General features: G+C 70.0%; 18 protein-coding genes. 6 read left to right on the forward strand and 12 right to left on the reverse strand.

Annotated features, from left to right (window positions below; all coding sequences use genetic code 11):
* Positions 1-91 precede the first annotated feature (91 nt).
* The 3 genes from ACFVXH_RS36965 to ACFVXH_RS36975 are packed head-to-tail and all read right to left on the reverse strand — an operon-like array spanning position 92 to position 3,003.
* A complete protein-coding gene (locus ACFVXH_RS36965; RefSeq protein ID WP_387830517.1) occupies positions 92-1,306 on the reverse strand; it encodes a dipeptidase in 1,215 nt (404 codons plus the stop codon).
* Between the two features lie 36 nt (positions 1,307-1,342).
* A complete protein-coding gene (gene purE, locus ACFVXH_RS36970; protein WP_049650019.1) occupies positions 1,343-1,867 on the reverse strand; it encodes a 5-(carboxyamino)imidazole ribonucleotide mutase in 525 nt (174 codons plus the stop codon).
* Positions 1,864-3,003 carry a 5-(carboxyamino)imidazole ribonucleotide synthase gene (locus tag ACFVXH_RS36975; RefSeq protein WP_049650020.1) on the reverse strand — a complete coding sequence of 380 codons (1,140 nt, stop codon included), beginning with the start codon at positions 3,001-3,003 and terminating at the stop codon, positions 1,864-1,866. Before ACFVXH_RS36975 ends, purE begins: the two co-directional genes overlap by 4 nt.
* A 259-nt stretch (positions 3,004-3,262) precedes the next feature.
* On the opposite strand from ACFVXH_RS36975, the gene ACFVXH_RS36980 reads away from it, so the two are divergent.
* Positions 3,263-3,823, forward strand: a complete 561-nt coding sequence (locus ACFVXH_RS36980; RefSeq protein WP_049650021.1) for a GtrA family protein — start codon at positions 3,263-3,265, stop codon at positions 3,821-3,823.
* A gap of 144 nt (positions 3,824-3,967) precedes the next feature.
* Here the strand turns inward: ACFVXH_RS36980 and ACFVXH_RS36985 are convergent, their stop codons facing one another.
* Both ACFVXH_RS36985 and ACFVXH_RS36990 read right to left on the reverse strand, forming a co-directional pair.
* A complete protein-coding gene (locus ACFVXH_RS36985) occupies positions 3,968-5,212 on the reverse strand; it encodes an ATP-binding protein (RefSeq protein ID WP_049650022.1) in 1,245 nt (414 codons plus the stop codon).
* Between the two features lie 58 nt (positions 5,213-5,270).
* A complete protein-coding gene (locus tag ACFVXH_RS36990; RefSeq protein ID WP_030058577.1) occupies positions 5,271-5,945 on the reverse strand; it encodes a response regulator transcription factor in 675 nt (224 codons plus the stop codon).
* Between the two features lie 330 nt (positions 5,946-6,275).
* Between ACFVXH_RS36990 and ACFVXH_RS36995 the strand changes: the two genes are divergently transcribed.
* The 3 genes from ACFVXH_RS36995 to ACFVXH_RS37005 all read left to right on the forward strand — a co-directional run bounded on the left by ACFVXH_RS36995 (position 6,276) and on the right by ACFVXH_RS37005 (position 10,518).
* Entirely contained in the window at positions 6,276-7,799 is a 1,524-nt protein-coding gene (locus ACFVXH_RS36995; RefSeq protein WP_074003878.1) for a peptide MFS transporter, read from the forward strand.
* Between the two features lie 109 nt (positions 7,800-7,908).
* Positions 7,909-9,936, forward strand: coding sequence for a prolyl oligopeptidase family serine peptidase (locus tag ACFVXH_RS37000; RefSeq protein WP_387830520.1), 2,028 nt, complete (start codon positions 7,909-7,911; stop codon positions 9,934-9,936).
* 66 nt (positions 9,937-10,002) lie between these two features.
* Positions 10,003-10,518 carry a DUF6879 family protein gene (locus tag ACFVXH_RS37005; protein ID WP_387830522.1) on the forward strand — a complete coding sequence of 172 codons (516 nt, stop codon included), beginning with the start codon at positions 10,003-10,005 and terminating at the stop codon, positions 10,516-10,518.
* 150 nt (positions 10,519-10,668) lie between these two features.
* On the opposite strand, the gene ACFVXH_RS37010 is transcribed toward ACFVXH_RS37005, so the two are convergent.
* Positions 10,669-10,887: a hypothetical protein gene (locus tag ACFVXH_RS37010; protein ID WP_387830524.1), complete on the reverse strand. Its 219-nt coding sequence runs from the start codon at positions 10,885-10,887 to the stop codon at positions 10,669-10,671.
* A gap of 32 nt (positions 10,888-10,919) precedes the next feature.
* Positions 10,920-11,285 (reverse strand): ATP-binding protein, encoded by a 366-nt coding sequence (locus tag ACFVXH_RS37015; RefSeq protein WP_074003885.1) that lies wholly within the window; start codon positions 11,283-11,285, stop codon positions 10,920-10,922.
* 293 nt (positions 11,286-11,578) lie between these two features.
* On the opposite strand from ACFVXH_RS37015, the gene ACFVXH_RS37020 reads away from it, so the two are divergent.
* Positions 11,579-12,439, forward strand: a complete 861-nt coding sequence (locus ACFVXH_RS37020; RefSeq protein WP_387830526.1) for a helix-turn-helix domain-containing protein — start codon at positions 11,579-11,581, stop codon at positions 12,437-12,439.
* The gene (locus ACFVXH_RS37025; RefSeq protein ID WP_049650029.1) at positions 12,432-12,632 is read left to right on the forward strand and encodes a DUF397 domain-containing protein; all 201 of its coding nucleotides are present in this window, start codon (positions 12,432-12,434) and stop codon (positions 12,630-12,632) included. The genes ACFVXH_RS37020 and ACFVXH_RS37025 overlap by 8 nt, the downstream gene beginning before the upstream one ends.
* Positions 12,633-12,934: 302 nt before the next feature.
* Here the strand turns inward: ACFVXH_RS37025 and ACFVXH_RS37030 are convergent, their stop codons facing one another.
* The 5 genes from ACFVXH_RS37030 to ACFVXH_RS37050 all read right to left on the reverse strand — a co-directional run bounded on the left by ACFVXH_RS37030 (position 12,935) and on the right by ACFVXH_RS37050 (position 16,165).
* Positions 12,935-13,888, reverse strand: coding sequence for a hypothetical protein (locus tag ACFVXH_RS37030; protein ID WP_387830528.1), 954 nt, complete (start codon positions 13,886-13,888; stop codon positions 12,935-12,937).
* 77 nt (positions 13,889-13,965) lie between these two features.
* Positions 13,966-14,418 carry an NUDIX domain-containing protein gene (locus tag ACFVXH_RS37035; RefSeq protein WP_117488127.1) on the reverse strand — a complete coding sequence of 151 codons (453 nt, stop codon included), beginning with the start codon at positions 14,416-14,418 and terminating at the stop codon, positions 13,966-13,968.
* Positions 14,419-14,629: 211 nt separating this feature from the next.
* Complete coding sequence (locus tag ACFVXH_RS37040; RefSeq protein WP_387830530.1) at positions 14,630-15,469, reverse strand: helix-turn-helix domain-containing protein; 840 nt, start codon at positions 15,467-15,469, stop codon at positions 14,630-14,632.
* Positions 15,460-15,984, reverse strand: coding sequence for a DUF6879 family protein (locus ACFVXH_RS37045; RefSeq protein ID WP_387830532.1), 525 nt, complete (start codon positions 15,982-15,984; stop codon positions 15,460-15,462). Before ACFVXH_RS37045 ends, ACFVXH_RS37040 begins: the two co-directional genes overlap by 10 nt.
* The gene (locus tag ACFVXH_RS37050) at positions 15,968-16,165 is read right to left on the reverse strand and encodes a hypothetical protein (RefSeq protein WP_117488133.1); all 198 of its coding nucleotides are present in this window, start codon (positions 16,163-16,165) and stop codon (positions 15,968-15,970) included. The genes ACFVXH_RS37045 and ACFVXH_RS37050 overlap by 17 nt, the downstream gene beginning before the upstream one ends.
* Positions 16,166-16,168 lie beyond the last annotated feature (3 nt).

The raw sequence follows: 16,168 nt of genomic DNA on the forward strand, positions 1-16,168 counted from the left end.
AGCTACCTCGCAGGCCTCCACCTCCGCGCCTCAATGATCTGGATAGACGACCTCGTGCGACCACCCAACTGATCACAACATCACACAGGCCCTAGGCCGAGGGGCCGTCCAGCTGCGCGATGGTGGCGATGGAGGGGCGGCGGCCCGCCCGCAGCCCGGCGGCCGCCGACTCGGCGTCGCGCAGGACGCGGACGGCGTTGTGCCAGGTGAGCTTGGCCAGGTCGGCCTCCGACCAGTGGCGGTCGAGGAGTTCGGCGACCAGGTTGGGGTAGCCGGCCACCGAGTCCAGGCCGTCCGGCAGGAAGGCGGTGCCGTCGAAGTCGCCGCCGATGCCGATGTGGTCGATGCCGGCCACCTCGCGCATGTGGTCGAGGTGGTCGGCGACGGTGGCCGGGGTGGCGATCGGGCGCGGGTTGGCGGCCTCGAAGGCGCGCTGGCGCTCCATGGCCGGCGGGGTGGTGTCCAGCGGGTGGAAGCCGTGGGCGCGCATGTTCCCGTCGGCGGCGACGGTCCACTCGATGGCGGCGGGCAGGATGAACTTCGGCACGAAGGTCGCCATCGCCACGCCGCCGTTGGCGGGCAGCTGGGCGAGCACGTCGTCCGGGATGTTGCGCGGGTGGTCGCAGACCGCGCGCGAGGAGGAGTGGGAGAAGACCACCGGCGCCTCGCTCACCCGCAGCGCGTCGCGCATGGTGTCGGCGGAGACGTGCGAGAGGTCGACCAGCATGCCGAGCCGGTTCATCTCCCGGACGACCTCCTCGCCGAACCGGGTCAGCCCGCCGGCCGCCGGCTTGTCGGTCGCGGAGTCCGCCCACGGCACGTTGTCGTTGTGGGTGAGCGTCAGGTACCGGACGCCCAGCTCGTACAGGGCGCGCAGGGTGGCCAGCGAGCAGTCGATGGAGTGGCCGCCCTCGGCGCCCATCAGGGAGGCGATCCGGCCCTCGGCGCGGGCGGCCTCCATGTCGGCGGCGGTACGGGCCAGGCGCAGCCGGTCCGGGTAGCGCTCCACCAGGGCGTGGACGAAGTCGATCTGCTCCAGGGTGGCGCTCACGGCGTGGTCGCCGGCCAGCGAGGAGGGGACGTAGACGGACCAGAACTGGGCGCCGACGCCGCCCTCCGCGAGGCGGGCGAGGTCGGTGTGCAGCCGGTCGCTCTGGTCGGCGGCGAGGTCGAGCGCGCCGAGGTCGTACCCGGCCTGCTCGCGCATCGCCCAGGGGAGGTCGTTGTGGCCGTCCACCACGGGGGCGGTGCGCAGCAGGGCGCGGGCGCGGTCCAGCGGGGTGGGGGAGTCCAGGTCAGCGGTCATGCGTGCTGTTCTACCCCACGCCCGCGGGTGGCCGAACTACTTGCCGAAGCCGAAGGACGCGGAACCGGCCACCTTGGCGCGCAGCTTCCTGCCCTTCTCGGTGGCCTGGTTGTTCAGCTCGGCCTGGAAGTCGGTCATCTTCTCGGTGAGCTCGGGGTCGAAGGCGGCGAGCATCCGCACCGCGAGCAGGCCGGCGTTGCGCGCGCCGGCCACCGAGACGGTCGCCACCGGCACGCCGGCCGGCATCTGGACGATCGACAGCAGGCTGTCCATGCCGTCCAGGTACCGCAGCGGCACCGGCACGCCGATGACGGGCAGCGGGGTGACCGAGGCGAGCATGCCCGGCAGGTGGGCCGCGCCACCGGCGCCCGCGATGATCGCCTTCAGGCCGCGCCCGTGGGCCTGCTCGCCGTACGCGACCATCTCGCGGGGCATCCGGTGGGCGGAGACGACGTCCACCTCGTACGGGACCTCGAACTCGTCCAGGGCCTGGGCGGCGGCCTCCATGACCGGCCAGTCGGAGTCCGAGCCCATCACGATGCCGATGAGGGGGTTGGTCATTCGGTGATCGTTCCTCGCAGGTAGGCGGCCGCGTGGCGGGCGCGCTCGCGGACGTCTTCGAGGTCGTCCCCGAAGACGTTGACGTGGCCGACCTTGCGGCCGGGCTTCACGTCCTTCCCGTACATGTGGATCCGCAGCCCGGGGTCGCGGGCCATGCAGTGCAGGAAGGGGTGGTACATGTCCGGGTAGTCGCCGCCGAGGACGTTGACCATGACGGTCCACCTGGCGCGCGGGCGGGGGTCGCCCAGCGGGAGGTCGAGGACGGCCCGCAGGTGGTTCTCGAACTGCGAGGTGACGGCGCCGTCCTGGGTCCAGTGCCCGGAGTTGTGCGGGCGCATGGCCAGCTCGTTGACGAGGATGCGGCCGTCACGGGTCTGGAACAGCTCGACGGCGAGGTGGCCGACGATGCCGAGGTCCCCGGCGATCCGCAGGGCGAGCTGCTGGGCCTCGTCGGACAGGGCCGGGTCGAGGTCCGGCGCGGGGGCGGTGACCTCGGCGCAGACGCCGTTCTCCTGGACGCTCTCCACCACCGGGTAGGCGACGGCCTGGCCGCTGGGCGAGCGGACGACGTTGGCGGCCAGCTCGCGGACGAAGTCGACCTTCTCCTCGGCCAGCACCGCGACGCCGGCCAGGAACGGGGCGTGCGCCTGCTCCTCGTCGTCGACGACCCAGACGCCCTTGCCGTCGTAGCCGCCGCGGACGGTCTTCAGGACGACCGGGTAGCCGGTGCCCTCGTTCGCGAAGGCGGTCACGTCGGCCGGGTCGGCGACGAGCCGGTGCCGGGGGCAGGGCACGTCGATGGAGTCCAGCTTGGCCCGCATCACGCCCTTGTCCTGGGCGTTGACCAGCGCCTCCGGGCCGGGGCGGACGGCGATGCCGTCGGCCTCCAGGGCCCGCAGGTGCTCGGTGGGGACGTGTTCGTGGTCGAAGGTGATCACGTCGCAGCCGGCGGCGAAGGCGCGCAGGGTGTCGAGGTCGCGGTAGTCACCGAGGACGACGTCGGAGACCACCTGTGCGGCGGAGTCCTGGGGCGTGTCGGCGAGGAGTTTGAACCTGACCCCGAGCGGGATGCCCGCCTGGTGTGCCATGCGGGCCAGCTGCCCGCCACCGATCATGCCCACCACTGGAAAATTCACATTGCCCGGGGAAGTCACGCGGCCCAGGATATCCGGGCCGGTCGGGGGCGGTGGAGCCGCAGGTGGGGCCGCTGGAGCGGACGCGCGTAGATGTCAACCTGGCGCCCTGGGGGCTGAGCCGTTCGATGGAAGCGGGTAGCCTGGACGGCTAGGTCCTGGTCTGCGCGGTCCGATCATGTGCGTGCACGCAGGGCTCAAGGGGCGGCCGCGCGACCGCGACCGGCCCTTTCGACCAGCAGGCACATGGAGGCACTCCGGTATGGCGACGAACGCGGCTTCGGAACCCTCACTCGCGCAGAAGCTGCGTGGGCTCAAGGGCGAAGTGGTGAAGTTCGGCATCGTCGGCCTGAGCGGCGTGGTGGTCAACTTCGCCGTGTTCTGGGTCTGCCTCAACGGCATGGGCCTGGCCTCGGTGCGGTCGAACATCGTCGCGACGGTGATCGCGATCGCGACCAACTACCTGGGCTACCGCTACTGGCTCTACCGGGACCGCGACGCCGCCTCCCGCAAGCGCGAGATCACGCTCTTCCTGGTCTACAGCGGCATCGGCATGCTGATCGAGACCGGCGTCCTCGGCTTCTCGGTGTACGTGCTCGACCTGCGCTCGCACTACGAGCAGATCGGCGCCAAGGTGATCGGCCTCGCCGTGGCCACCGTGTTCCGCTTCGTCTCGTACCGCACCTGGGTGTTCAAGGCCGTGCCGGAGACCGTCGAGCTGCCCGCCCAGCAGTCGGTGGGCGCCGCCGCCGGCCAGGAGCTGGCCGCGCAGGCCGAGCTGATGCTGGCCACCGAGCGGATCCGGCTCGCCAAGGCCGAGTAGGCCCCGCGGTCCTCGCACCGCCCTCGTACCCCGCGCAGCCCCGGCTCGCCGAACCCGGCCGCCGGGGCTCGCCGCATCCCCGGCCGTGTCCCCCCACCGGATCCCCCTGCCGGATCCTGCCGTGTCCCGGCCGGCCCCAGGCCCTCAGTCCTGGTGGCTGCGCCCGAGGAAGAGCGCGAACACCGCCGGCTTCAGCGAGAGCAGTTCGAGCCGCCCGCCGTCCGCCTCCGCGAGGTCGCGGGCGACGGCCAGCCCGATGCCGGTGGAGTTGCGCCCGCTGACCGCGCGCTCGAACACCCGGTTGCCGAGGTCCGGCGGCACGCCGGCGCCCTGGTCCTGGACCTCGACCACCACCGAGGTGCCGGAGGGCCGGATCCGCAGGGTGATCGTCCCGGCGCCGTGCATCAGCGAGTTCTCGATCAGGGTGGCCAGCACCTGGGCGACCGTCCCCGGGGTGCCGACCGCGGTGACCCCGTGCAGCCCCTCCAGGGAGAGCACCCGGCCCTGCTCCCGCAGCGTCGGGCCCCACTCCTCCACCTGCTGCTTGATCACCTCGTCCAGGTCGAAGGCGACGGCGGTGGGGCTGCGCGGGTCGCGCTGGGTGGTGAGCAGCCGCTGGACCACGTCGGTGAGCCGCTCGACCTGCTGGAGGGCGATGGTCGCCTCCTCCTTGACCGTCTCCGGCTCCTCGGCGAGGGCGGTGATCTCCTCCAGCCGCATGGAGAGCGCGGTGAGCGGGGTGCGCAGCTGGTGCGAGGCGTCGGCGGCGAGCCGGCGCTCGGCGGTGAGCATCCGGGCGATCCGCTCGGCGCTGGTGTCCAGCACCTCGGCGACCCGGTCGAGCTCGGGCACCCCGTAGCGGCGGTCGCGCGGGCGCGGGTCGCCGGAGCCGAGCCGCTCGGCGGTCTCGGCGAGGTCGGTGAGCGGCCGGGCGAGCCGCTTGGCCTGCCAGACGGCGAGCGCCACCGCGGCCTGGACGGCCAGCAGGGCGACCACGCCGAGCAGCAGCAGGTTGTTGGCGATCTCGTGGTCGACGTCCTCGCGGGACTGCTCGACGGTGACGGTCTCGCCGCTGTTGCCGCGCTCGACGGCCTTCAGCAGGTGGTTCCCGGCCGGGCGCTCGCCGGCGGAGACCACCGGCTGGCCGGGCACCTGCACCTCGACGTAGCTGCCCTCGGTGACCTGGCTCTCGAAGGCCCGCCCGGTGACCGGCTCGCCCGCGGCGAGCCGGCTCTCGACCAGGGCGAGCACCCGGACGGCGGCGGCGTCCACCCGGTCCTGGGCCGAGTTGACGATGGTCCGCTTCTCGACCAGGGCGAGCGGCACGCAGAACACCACGACGACCACCAGGACGACGCCCAGCAGCGAGTTGATCATCCTGCGCTTCACGCTGCCGCTCCCCGGGGTGTTCCGCCGCCGCGGGCCGAGGGCCCGGTCTCCGTCAGGGTCAATTCTTCTCGAACCGGAACCCCACGCCGCGCACGGTGGCGATGTAGCGCGGGTTGGCCGCGTCGTCGCCGAGCTTCTTGCGGAGCCAGGAGATGTGCATGTCCAGGGTCTTGGTGGAGGTCCACCACGTGGTGTCCCAGACCTGCCGCATGATCTCCTCGCGGGTGACCACCCGGCCGGCGTCCCGGACCAGGACGCGCAGCAGCTCGAACTCCTTGGCGGAGAGGGTGAGCTCCTCGTCGCCGAGCCAGGCGCGGTGGGACTCGATGTCGATCTTCACCCCGTGCGCGCCGGTGGTGAGCTGGTCGACGTTGCCGCGCCGAAGCAGGGCCCGGACGCGGGCGAGCAGTTCGGCCAGGCGGAAGGGCTTGGTGACGTAGTCGTCGGCACCGGCGTCCAGGCCGACCACGGTGTCCACCTCGTCCGCGCGGGCGGTGAGCACCAGGACGGGGCAGCTCTTGCCGTCGGCACGCAGGCGGCGGCAGACCTCCAGGCCGTCCATCTCGGGCAGGCCGAGGTCCAGGACGACGAGGTCGACCTCCTCGGTGAGGCCGGCGGCGAGTGCGGTCGGACCGTCCTCGCGGACGAGCACCTCATAGCCCTCGCGTCGCAGGGCCCGGGCGAGCGGTTCGGAGATCGCCGGATCGTCCTCGGCGAGCAGCACACAGGTCATGTGGTGATGGTAGTCCGCCGGGGTATCCCCGTACGCCCTGTGAGGTAGTTCACAGAGCGTGATCGTTATACAAGGCCGCAATCGGGCTCAACAGGGCGCAACAGACCGGCCCTTCGGTGAAGAATCGCCTGTTGGATCTTGAAACCGAAGGAAGACACGCCCATCTACCATCGATAGATCGGGCAGATTTGTCGCCAACTTTGCCATTCACATACCTGATTCAAGACTTTTGTCATCTGATAGAGCCAAATGTCGCCACGTAGAGTGGTTTGGTCCACGTCCGCCGCCCACCCCCCTACGCGGACGCTGTCAGGCAAGGAACCACTACTCATGGCGTCTAAGACCCTGGACACCGACGCGACGTCGGCATCTCCCAGCGGCAAGACCTTCCTCGGGCATCCCCGAGGTCTCGCCACGCTGTTCATGACCGAGATGTGGGAGCGCTTCTCCTACTACGGCATGCGCGCCCTGCTCATCTACTACCTGGTCTCCGGTGGCGCCGACGCCGCCGTCGGCAGCCAGGGCGGCGGCCTCGCCATGAAGGCGACGACGGCGACGGCCATCTACTCCGTCTACGTCTCGATGGTCTACCTCATGGCCTACCCGGGCGGCTGGTTCGGCGACCGGGTCTGGGGCGCCCGCAAGACCGTCGCCATCGCCGGGTTCGTGATCATGTCCGGCCACATCGCGCTGGCCGTCCCGGGCCAGGCGGCGTTCTTCCTCGGCCTGCTCCTGGTCGCGCTCGGTTCCGGGCTGCTGAAGGCCAACATCTCCACGATGGTCGGCCAGCTCTACAACGGCCCCGAGGACCCGCGCCGCGACGGTGGGTTCACCGTCTTCTACATGAGCATCAACCTCGGTGCCTTCGTCGCCCCGTTCGTCATCGGGACGATCGGCAAGGAGTACAACTGGCACCTGGGCTTCGGTCTGGCCGCGATCGGCATGGCCCTCGGCCTGACCCAGTTCCTGCTCGGCAGCCGCCACCTGAACCCGGTGAGCAGCGAGGTCCCCAACCCGCTGCTGCCCGAGGAGCGCAAGCGCCTGCTGAAGAAGGCCGGCCTGACGGTGCTCGGCGTCGCCGCCTTCTACGGCGTCGTGGCCGGCCTGGGCGTCTACACGCTGAACTGGGCCCTCGTCCCGCTGACCATCGCCGGTCTGCTGATCCCGATCACCGTGCTGACCCGGATCAAGCGCGACAAGGACCTGACCTCCGACGAACAGTCCAAGATGTCCGCGTACATCTGGTTCTTCGCCGCGGCCGCGATCTTCTGGATGATCTACGACCAGGGCGGGTCGACGCTCTCCCTGTTCGCGGACAAGAAGACCGCGGACTCCCTGTTCGGCCTCGGCTTCTCGGCCACCTGGTACCAGTCGCTGAACCCGCTGTTCGTGATGGCGTTCGCGCCGGTCTTCGCCTGGCTGTGGCTCTGGCTGTCCCGCCGGGACAAGGAGCCGAACACCATCGTGAAGTTCTCGATCGGCCTGCTCCTGGTCGGCGTCTCGTTCTTCGTCTTCATCATCCCGATGACCATGGCGGACAACGGCACCCTGGTCTCCCCGCTCTGGCTCGTCTCGATCTACCTGATCCAGACCATCGGTGAGCTCTGCCTCTCCCCGGTCGGCCTCTCGGTCACCACCAAGATGGCACCGCGCAAGTACGCCTCCCAGATGATGGGCGTCTGGTTCCTCGCCGTCACCGCCGGTGACTGCACCACCAGCCTGCTCTCGCTGGCCGGCGTCAGCCTCAACGGCACCGGGATCATCGCGATGCAGGCGTCGCTCGCGGCCCTCGCCGGGTTCGCCATCTTCACCTACCGCAAGAAGGTCCAGGCCCTCATGGGCGACGTGCACTGACGCCCGTCCCCGCCCGCTCCGGGGCCGCCGTGGATTCCAGGATCCGCGGCGGCCCCGAGTGCTTTTCCCGCTCGACAGGAGCCCGTCGGCCGTGCCTATGGTGCCCGGCATGACGACCCCCTCCTTACCCCGCCAGCTGGCCCGCACCCGGCGCTTCACCCTGGGCGTCCCCACCCGGCCCGAGCCCTCGGCGGACGGCGCCACCGTGCTCTTCCTGCGCGGCCGCTCCGGCACCGACCCGCTCGCCTGCCTCTGGGCCCTGGACACCGCCACCGGCGAGGAGCGGCTGCTCGCCGACCCGGCCGCGCTGGGCGCCGACGAGGGCATCGCCGCCTACAGCACCGACGCCGCCGGCACGCTCGCCGCCTTCGCCCTGGACGGCGCCCTGTGGCTGGCCGACACCGCCGCCGGCACCGTCCGCGCCGTCCCCGTCCCCGGCCCGCCGCAGGACCCCAGGCTCGACCCGACCGGGCGCCGGATCGCCTACGTCCGCGGCGGCGCCCTGCGGGTGGTCGGCGTCGACGGCACCGACGACCGCCCGCTCGCCGAACCCGAGGCCGAGGACGTCTCCTACGGGCTCGCCGAGTACGTCGCCGCCGAGGAGATGCACCGCGACCGCGGCCACTGGTGGTCCCCCGACGGCACCGCGCTGCTGGTCGCCCGGGTCGACGACCGCCCGCTCGCCCGGCTCTTCCCGGCCGACCCCGCCGACCCGCACCGCCCGCCGCGCGCCGTCCGCTACCCGCTCGCCGGCACCGCCAACGCCGAGGTCTCACTGCGGCTGCTCGGCCTCGACGGCAGCGACACCGAGGTCCGCTGGGACCGCACCGCCTTCGAGTACCTGACCGCCGCCGGCTGGGACGGCCACGGCCCGTACGCCGCCGTGCAGAGCCGCGACCAGCGCACCGTCCTTGTGGTGGCCGTCGAGCCGGACGGCACCACCCGGCCGCTCGCCGAGCGCCGGGACGCCCACTGGGTCGAGCTGCTGCCCGGCCTGCCCGCCCGCACCGCGGGCGGCGCCCTGGTGGACACCGCCGACCTCGGCGACACCCGGCACCTGACCATCGACGGCGAACCGGTCACCCCGCCCGGGCTCCAGCTGCGCGCGGTGCTCGGCACGGAGGGCGAGCAGGTGCTGTTCACCGCCTCCGAGGAGCCCACCGAGACCCACCTCTGGACGTACGGGCCGGACGGCGGCATCCGTCGGCTGAGCGACGGCCCCGGCCTACACACCGGCGTGCGGCGCGGCGGCACGCTGGTGCTCACCACCCGGACCCCGGGACACCCCGGCGGCCGCTCCACCGTCCTGCGCGAGGGCCGCCCGGCGCTCCCGCTCACCTCGTACGCCGAACCGCCCGTCGTCACTGCCGCGCCCGAGCTGCTCAGGCTCGGCCCACACGCCCTGCGCGCCGCACTCTTCCTCCCCGCCGGCCACCGCCCCGGGGACGGCCCGCTGCCCGTCCTGCTCGACCCGTACGGCGGGCCCGCGACGCAGAAGGCCACCACCGGCGGCCTCTGGTGGGACCAGGTCTCCCAGTGGTTCGCCGACCAGGGCTTCGCGGTCCTCGTGGTGGACGGCCGGGGCACCCCCGGCCGCGGGCCCCGGTGGGAGAAGGCCGTGTACGGCGACAAGGCGACGCTCCCGCTGGCGGACCAGGTCGAGGGCCTGCGGGCGGCCGCCCGGCTGCGGCCCGGGCTGCTCGACCTCGACCGGGTCGGCATCCGCGGCTGGTCCTACGGCGGCTACCTCGCCGCCCTCGCCGTACTGAGGCGCCCGGACGTCTTCCACGCCGCCTCCGCCGGAGCCGCCCCCACCGACTGGCGGTTCTACGACACCCACTGGCAGGAGCGCTTCCTCGGCCACCCCGACGAGCACCCCGAGCACTACGACAGCGGCTCGCTGATCGCCGAGGCGCCGAAGCTGAGCCGCCCGCTGCTGCTGATCCAGGGCCTCGCCGACGACAACGTCTACCCGGCCCACACCCTGCGGCTCTCCGCCGCCCTCCTCGCCGCCGGCCGCCCGCACGAGGTCCTCCCCCTACGCGCCACCGGCCACCGGCCGACGGACGAGGCGGTGGTGGAAAACCTGCTGCACCACGAACTGCACTTCCTGCGCCGCTCGTTGGGCCTGGAGTGATCAGCGCCGCGCCACCGAACGCCTGCCCAGCGAACGGGCCGGTGCCCATGATCAGGGAGGCGTGTGATGCCGTCGAGCGTGCCCAGCTTCGCTGAGCTGCTTGAGCAGTGCCGGCGGTCCGCCGTCCATCTGGAGCTGCGAGACTCGTACGCTCCGACGGATCGGTTCGAGGCCTGGCAGCGCGGTGAGCGGATCAACTGGGAGGACCAGGCGTCCTGGTGGCATCCCTATGACCAGTTGATCACGGACGCCGTGGCGCGGGACGTGGTCATTCGCCGAGCCCGGGTGGTCTCCGAGCCCGTGTCCGAGTACATCCGGTGGGAGCACTACGTCACCCACGCCAACGTCACGGCCGGCGAGCAGGTCCGCTGGCTGCCACGGCGGCAGGCAACGAGCATCCCCCTGCCCGGGAACGACTTCTGGCTGTTCGACGGCGCGCTGCTTCGAGTGCACCACTTCTCCGGGGACGGCACCGTGGTCGAGGACGAGATCACGACAGAGCCGGACGCCGTGACGCTGTGCACCACCGCGTTCGAAGCAGTCTGGGAGCGAGCGCTCCCGCACCATCTGTACGAGATCTGACGAAGACCGGCTCCATGCCCGCGAGGCCCTCGCCCTGGGTGGGCGAGGGCCTTCGCGTGTTTCAGTACTGCTCGTCGCGCGCTTCGGGGCGGGGCATCCTGAGGGTCGCGAGGACGCCGAGGGCGAGGAGGCCTGCGCCGACGAAGAACCTCACGGCTGCCCTCCCTCGTCGTCATCGTCCAGTTCGCGGAGCAGGCGGAGGAGGTTGAGCAAAGTGCTCACCGGAGCGTTCCCGAAGTCGATCAGGATGCGTCCGTCGATGGTGGTCTCGCCCGGCGAGGCGGACCCCCAGAGGAGCCCGTGCGGCAGGCCGCGCCTGTGCAACTCGCCCAGAAGGGCCATGAGGTGGGGTTTGGTGTAGTCGCGCATCCGGGGGTCCTCCGGCAGGACGGGGTAGCCGGTCACGCGCGGCAGTCCAGCTCGTACCAGATGGATTTGCCGCGCTTCTGCGGGTCGACGCCCCAGCGGTGGGTGAGGCCCTCCACGAGTTGGAGGCCCCGGCCGGACTCGGCGGAGTCGGCGGGGGTTCGCCGCCGGGGGAGGGCGTCGCTCTCGTCGGAGACGGTGACCCGGAGGGTGCGGCCGAGGACGGAGAACCAGACGACGGGCGCGGGGGTGTCGCCGTGCCGCCAGGCGTTGACGACGAGCTCCATCAGGGCGAGTTCGGCGTTGAAGATGCTGTCGGCGTCCCAGCCGCCGCTACGGGTCATCGCGTCCCGCAGGGCCTGGCGGGAGAGGGTGAGCGAGGGGGTGTTACGGGTGCACACGGGAACCTCCGTGAGGCTGTGGTGTGGGGAGGGGGATGACGGTCGTCGCCGTGAGCCAGGCCGGGGCGGCGGTTGCTCTTCGGCGTGCGGGCAGCAGGCGCCTACTGCCTTGGATGCAGGCATTACTGACGATCCGTCGGATCAAGCTGTGAACGACGATAGCGCATCCGCTCTTTAATTAAATTCGAACGAGAGAAGTGTCCTCCCATCGGGGGACGCGCTTCGCCGAGCCCGGATGGATCCACCGGCAACCGGCGCGGCACACTGGCCTCTGCACCTGTTGAGAGGACGCCATGGCCCTTCGAGTCCCCACCCTCCGTCAGCGGCGCCTCGGCGCCGAACTGCGGAGGATGAGAGAGCAAGCCGGCTTCGGCGGCAGCCACCTTGCCCGTCTGCTTGGGGTGACTGCTGCCTTGGTGAGTCAGATGGAGAATGGGAAGTCGGCTGTCAGCGAGGAACGTCTGCGTGAGATCGCGGCGGCCTGCGCGTGTGGCAACGAGCCCCTGATCGCCGCGCTCGCTGACATGACCCGGGAGCGAGAAACTGGCTGGTGGGAGGAGTACAGCCCGAGTCTGACCAGCGACCTGCTCGATGTGGCGGCGATCGAGGCCCATGCCCGGCGGATCGCCACCTACTCGATCACCTTCCTGCCCGGACTGCTTCAAACTCCGGCCTACGCCGCTTCGGTGTTCGCCCGTGCGATCCCGCCATTGCCGCAGGCTGACGTCAATCTCCGCCTCGCCTTCCGCCTGCGGAGGCAGCAGATCATCCGCAACGACGCTACGCCCTACACTGCGTTCATCCATGAAGCCGCACTGCGGATGCAGTTCAGCGGGCCAGAGGCACTTGCCGAGCAACTCGGCGCCCTCATTGACCATTCCGAGAGCCCTGGCATCTCAGTTCGGGTCGTGCCGTTTAAGATCGAATCGCTGCCCGGCCCCAGCGAGAACTTCGTCTATATCGCCGGTCCGGTGCCCGAGTTGGACACAGTGCAGATCGACATCAGCTTCGGGTGTCCGCTCTTCGATGCACCCTCCGACCTTGCAAGCTACCGCGAGATCCTCGATCGAATGGCGTCCGTAGCCCTCTCCGAAGATGACTCGCGCGACTTCATCCGATCCATCAAGAAGGAGATAGAGGGCAATCATGAGTAGCCCCGCATGGCAGAAGTCCAGTTACTCCGGCTCCAGCAACGCATGCGTTGAGGTCCGGGCTGCCGACGGGGTAGTTGAGCTCCGGGAGTCCGATGAGGGAGACGTCATCGTCCGCACCACGTCCCTCAAGTTCGCCACGTTCCTCCAGGGCGCCAAGGCCGGCGAGTTCGACCACCTCACCGCCACCCCCTGAGCAGCACGTCGCCCCGTCGAGCCGGTGCTCGACGGGGCGACGCGAACCCACCGTTCAGACCTCCCGAACGCCCGGCCGGTAGGCCAGGTGGACGTGCGACGGCGCGTCCAGCGCGGCTGTTCTCGTAGTCGAAGTGATGGTCGCTTGCAGCACCTGAACGCGCAGGAAATCGGCCCACCCGACCTCCTGCGCGAGGCGAACGGTTCGGTCCGGTTGTGGGCGGGCCCACCCCAGCGGACCTGCCGGTCGCGCTTGCCGGCCGACTCGAAGAGTCAGGGCACGAGACGGCTGAGCACGAAGGATCAGGCACGACGTGCCGTGGTCGTCCATTCATCGGGGTCAGGCCCCGAGTAGGCAGACGAGCGGAAGGTGCGACGGAAAGCCTCGGGGCCGTGCCGCTGATCGAGCCAGCTCGAAAGGCCGAACAGATTGCCGCTGATCACCGCCGCGATGATCAGCGCATGCAGCGTGTCCGCCTCCGGGCCGCCCATGTCGGCGAGGAAGCGCCGGTAGCGAGCGCCTACGCCGTGCTCATATCCGGCCATGGCCAGGTGGAAGCGGGTGGCAACACCAGGCTCTGCGTGGTCGAAATCGCTCGGCTTCAGCCGTCCCGTGGTGTCGCGGAACGCCAGGCGATCGGCTGCCGCGATGCGTTCGGCCAGGCCGAGACGGTCGGCCACCGCAGCGGAGATCATCCGGGCCTCCCGATCCGTGGCCCCCTCCATCACGATGCCGAGATTCCGCGTCGAGGAAGCATCGCTCCTGTCCTGGGACGAGTACGTCCGGCCGTGCTGGTCGCGGCGGTTGATGCCGTAACGGCTCCGGATCACTTGCTCGCCTTGGAGCCGGTACTCCCGGAACGACCCCCAGTGCAGGCAGTCGTGCGCGTAGCTACGGAGGAGGTCGAGCGCCACCAGTTCCGGTGACGCCGGTCGGGGATCGTTCAGCCGCCCGTACCTCGTGACCACGGACGCCAGTTGCACATGCCGGTACCCCTGGTTCGGATGGTGGAAGCCGCCGAACGCGTCGGGCCGGGTCGAGCGCACCCCTACCCACACCCGGTCAGTCGGCAGCAGTCGACTCAGCCCCAATTCCCCGTAGCGGTCGGCCAGAAGGGCGGCACCCTGCCGGAAGACTTCGCGGGCCGGCTCGTCGGACGATGTGTCGACCACCCAGTGCAACAGTGAGAACGTGATGTGCGGATGGGCCCGGTCGAGCGCCGCCGTCGCCCGTCGCGCGGCCAGCAGGTGAGCCAACTCGGCCCGCTCGGCGGGGTCTCCGGACAGGTGCTCGTTCGGCGCCAGGCAGGAGGGGGTGAGTGATCGACCAAGGGTCAGTACGGCCGACGACTGATCAGTCGCCGATGTGATTCCTGCACTCCCCCGGGGAGTTCGTCCGGCGAGAACCATCGAGCCTCCAGGATCTCGAACGAAGCCGCCCTGACCTGCCCAGTGACGTACAGGGCCTCGTAGGCGACTTCGACACGCAGTTTGTAGCCGCTCTTCAGGTGCGCCAGCTCGCACACCTTCACCGTGAGTCCGGTTTCCTCCCGGACCTCACGCACGATCGTGTCCTCGAAGCTCTCGCCCTTGTCGGCGTAGCCGGTCGGCAGACCCCACTGCCGGCCCTCCGGCCACATCCGGTGCTTCAGCAGCAGCACACGGCCGTCCTGGTCGCGGACGATGCCCGTCACCCCGACCATGAACTTCGAGTGCCACAGCCACAGCACGCGCCACTGCATCGGGCCGCGGATGATCCGCCAGAGCTTCGCAGCGATCTTCTTCATGGGTTCGCCCTTTCGTTGACGGGGTCCCGCGCGCCGCTCGCGCGGGCCCACGATCCCGCAACCGGCACCGCCGACACCAAATCCGCGATTATCAGACCGATCGGGATGATGTCAGCGGAGACGCTGGTACCGCACGGGAGAGCAGCCGCAAGGCGAGGAGTCCACAGTAAGGGGACCGAAAGGGGAGGAAGGCGATTATTCCCGTGCGCGACTAAAGACCGCCGAGGAAGAGGGCCGACCACTCAGCCAGCTTCTCTCGGGCTTCCTCACCGAACAGTGCGTAACCTTCGTACATGGCGAACGCGTCCCGGTACGCCTTGATGTCCCGCCGGTCCCGGAGCGTGATGATTCCGGTCTCCGTCTCGACCGTGGCAAGGCTGCTGTCGTACACCGTGAAGGTGTTCAGCGGGCTCTCCGGGATGTGCTTCCCGAGTGGAATCACGCCGAGCCGGACGTTCGGGAGCCTGGAAACGGAGACGAGTCGTTCGATCTGCATGACCATGGCCCGAGGCGGCAGGAGCGCCCACCGGGCAGCCTGCTCGGTGAGTACGAAGGTGAAGGCCTTCGACTCGTCGTACAGGACGGTCTGGCGCTCCAGTTTCTTCATGGCGGCCCTGCTGGTGTCTCCCGGCACATGGGCGAGGCTCGCCCGCACGTACTCGGGCGAGGCGAGCAGCGTGTTGAGCATCGAGATCAGGAAGTAGCGGATCTCGTTGGAGGACTGGTCGAGCGCCGCGAGCTCGGCTTGCTTCCTCTCCAGGCCCTTCTTCCTCAGAGCGCGGATGTCCTGCCACTCGGTATTCGCCACACGGGCCAGGTCGAACACCTGTCGCGCCAACTCGGCCGGCACTTCGAGGGCCCGCAGGATCAGCTCCACGTCCACCAGGGACGGCACGGTCCTGCCTGTTTCGATCTTGCTGATCTTCGACTGCGTCATGCCGCAACGCCGAGCAAGCCGGTCTCCTGCGAGACCGGCTTGAACCCGTAGTTCCCTCAATGCCTTTGCCAGGTCACTTCTACTGTGCCCCAGCTCTTCCGGGTCTATTGCCACCCGTGCTCTTCCACATAGTCCACGAAGGGCACCGACTCGGCCACAGCGATCCGCCGCCATTCCCGGTACTTCTCGACGTCGTCCTCGACAAGCACGCGGTTGATCTGCGTTCCGTCGGGCTCGTAGTTCATCAGGACCACGGTCGAATCGTCGAAGGCCCAGAAGTCCTGAGCCGGAAGGCCCGGGTTCGGCCTGTCGGTCAGGTCGAGAATGTAGATGTCCTCACCGGCCCTGGCATGCGGTGCGTAGTACATGAACTCGTACCGCAGGTAGTCACTCAGCGGCCGGGTAACGATGTGCACGCGCTGAACCGTGCGACCGGCCGCGGTATGAGCCCTGAGCTTGTCAGTCCAGCCGGACGTGTAGGTACCGGGGTCGATCCGGTACCCGTTCAGGAACTCCTCGACCTCTTCCGCCTCCCCCGCGACCTTGTAAGCGGGCAGGGTCTCAAGCCGGAACGCCGACCGCGAGAAACCGTGCAGAAGCCTCTGCCAGTCCTCACCATCCAAGAACACGAATGGCCTCCTTCACGACATGCTCGGGCAGCTCCACGGCGCCTTCGTGTACCGGCACCGCCAGCTCCGCGTACTGATCCCCCTGGAAGACGAGGGTGCCCCGGTCGGTGCGGTAGACGTTCGGGCAGTCTCCTTCCTTGCAGTCTCCGACACCGACACCCGTGAGCCGCTGGTGAGCCATGCC

It is taken from the genome of Kitasatospora sp. NPDC058184 (assembly GCF_042883725.1).
Classification (GTDB): domain Bacteria; phylum Actinomycetota; class Actinomycetes; order Streptomycetales; family Streptomycetaceae; genus Kitasatospora.

Excerpts from the sequence above, each read along its gene's own strand:
- ACFVXH_RS36965 (WP_387830517.1), bottom strand. The coding sequence starts at position 1,306 with ATGACCGCTGACCTGGACTCCCCCACCCCGCTGGACCGCGCCCGCGCC.
- purE (WP_049650019.1), bottom strand. The coding sequence starts at position 1,867 with ATGACCAACCCCCTCATCGGCATCGTGATGGGCTCGGACTCCGACTGG.
- ACFVXH_RS36980 (WP_049650021.1), top strand. The coding sequence starts at position 3,263 with ATGGCGACGAACGCGGCTTCGGAACCCTCACTCGCGCAGAAGCTGCGT.
- ACFVXH_RS36990 (WP_030058577.1), bottom strand. The coding sequence starts at position 5,945 with ATGACCTGTGTGCTGCTCGCCGAGGACGATCCGGCGATCTCCGAACCG.
- ACFVXH_RS36995 (WP_074003878.1), top strand. The coding sequence starts at position 6,276 with ATGGCGTCTAAGACCCTGGACACCGACGCGACGTCGGCATCTCCCAGC.
- ACFVXH_RS37000 (WP_387830520.1), top strand. The coding sequence starts at position 7,909 with ATGACGACCCCCTCCTTACCCCGCCAGCTGGCCCGCACCCGGCGCTTC.
- ACFVXH_RS37005 (WP_387830522.1), top strand. The coding sequence starts at position 10,003 with ATGCCGTCGAGCGTGCCCAGCTTCGCTGAGCTGCTTGAGCAGTGCCGG.
- ACFVXH_RS37010 (WP_387830524.1), bottom strand. The coding sequence starts at position 10,887 with ATGCGCGACTACACCAAACCCCACCTCATGGCCCTTCTGGGCGAGTTG.
- ACFVXH_RS37020 (WP_387830526.1), top strand. The coding sequence starts at position 11,579 with ATGGCCCTTCGAGTCCCCACCCTCCGTCAGCGGCGCCTCGGCGCCGAA.
- ACFVXH_RS37025 (WP_049650029.1), top strand. The coding sequence starts at position 12,432 with ATGAGTAGCCCCGCATGGCAGAAGTCCAGTTACTCCGGCTCCAGCAAC.
- ACFVXH_RS37035 (WP_117488127.1), bottom strand. The coding sequence starts at position 14,418 with ATGAAGAAGATCGCTGCGAAGCTCTGGCGGATCATCCGCGGCCCGATG.
- ACFVXH_RS37050 (WP_117488133.1), bottom strand. The coding sequence starts at position 16,165 with ATGGCTCACCAGCGGCTCACGGGTGTCGGTGTCGGAGACTGCAAGGAA.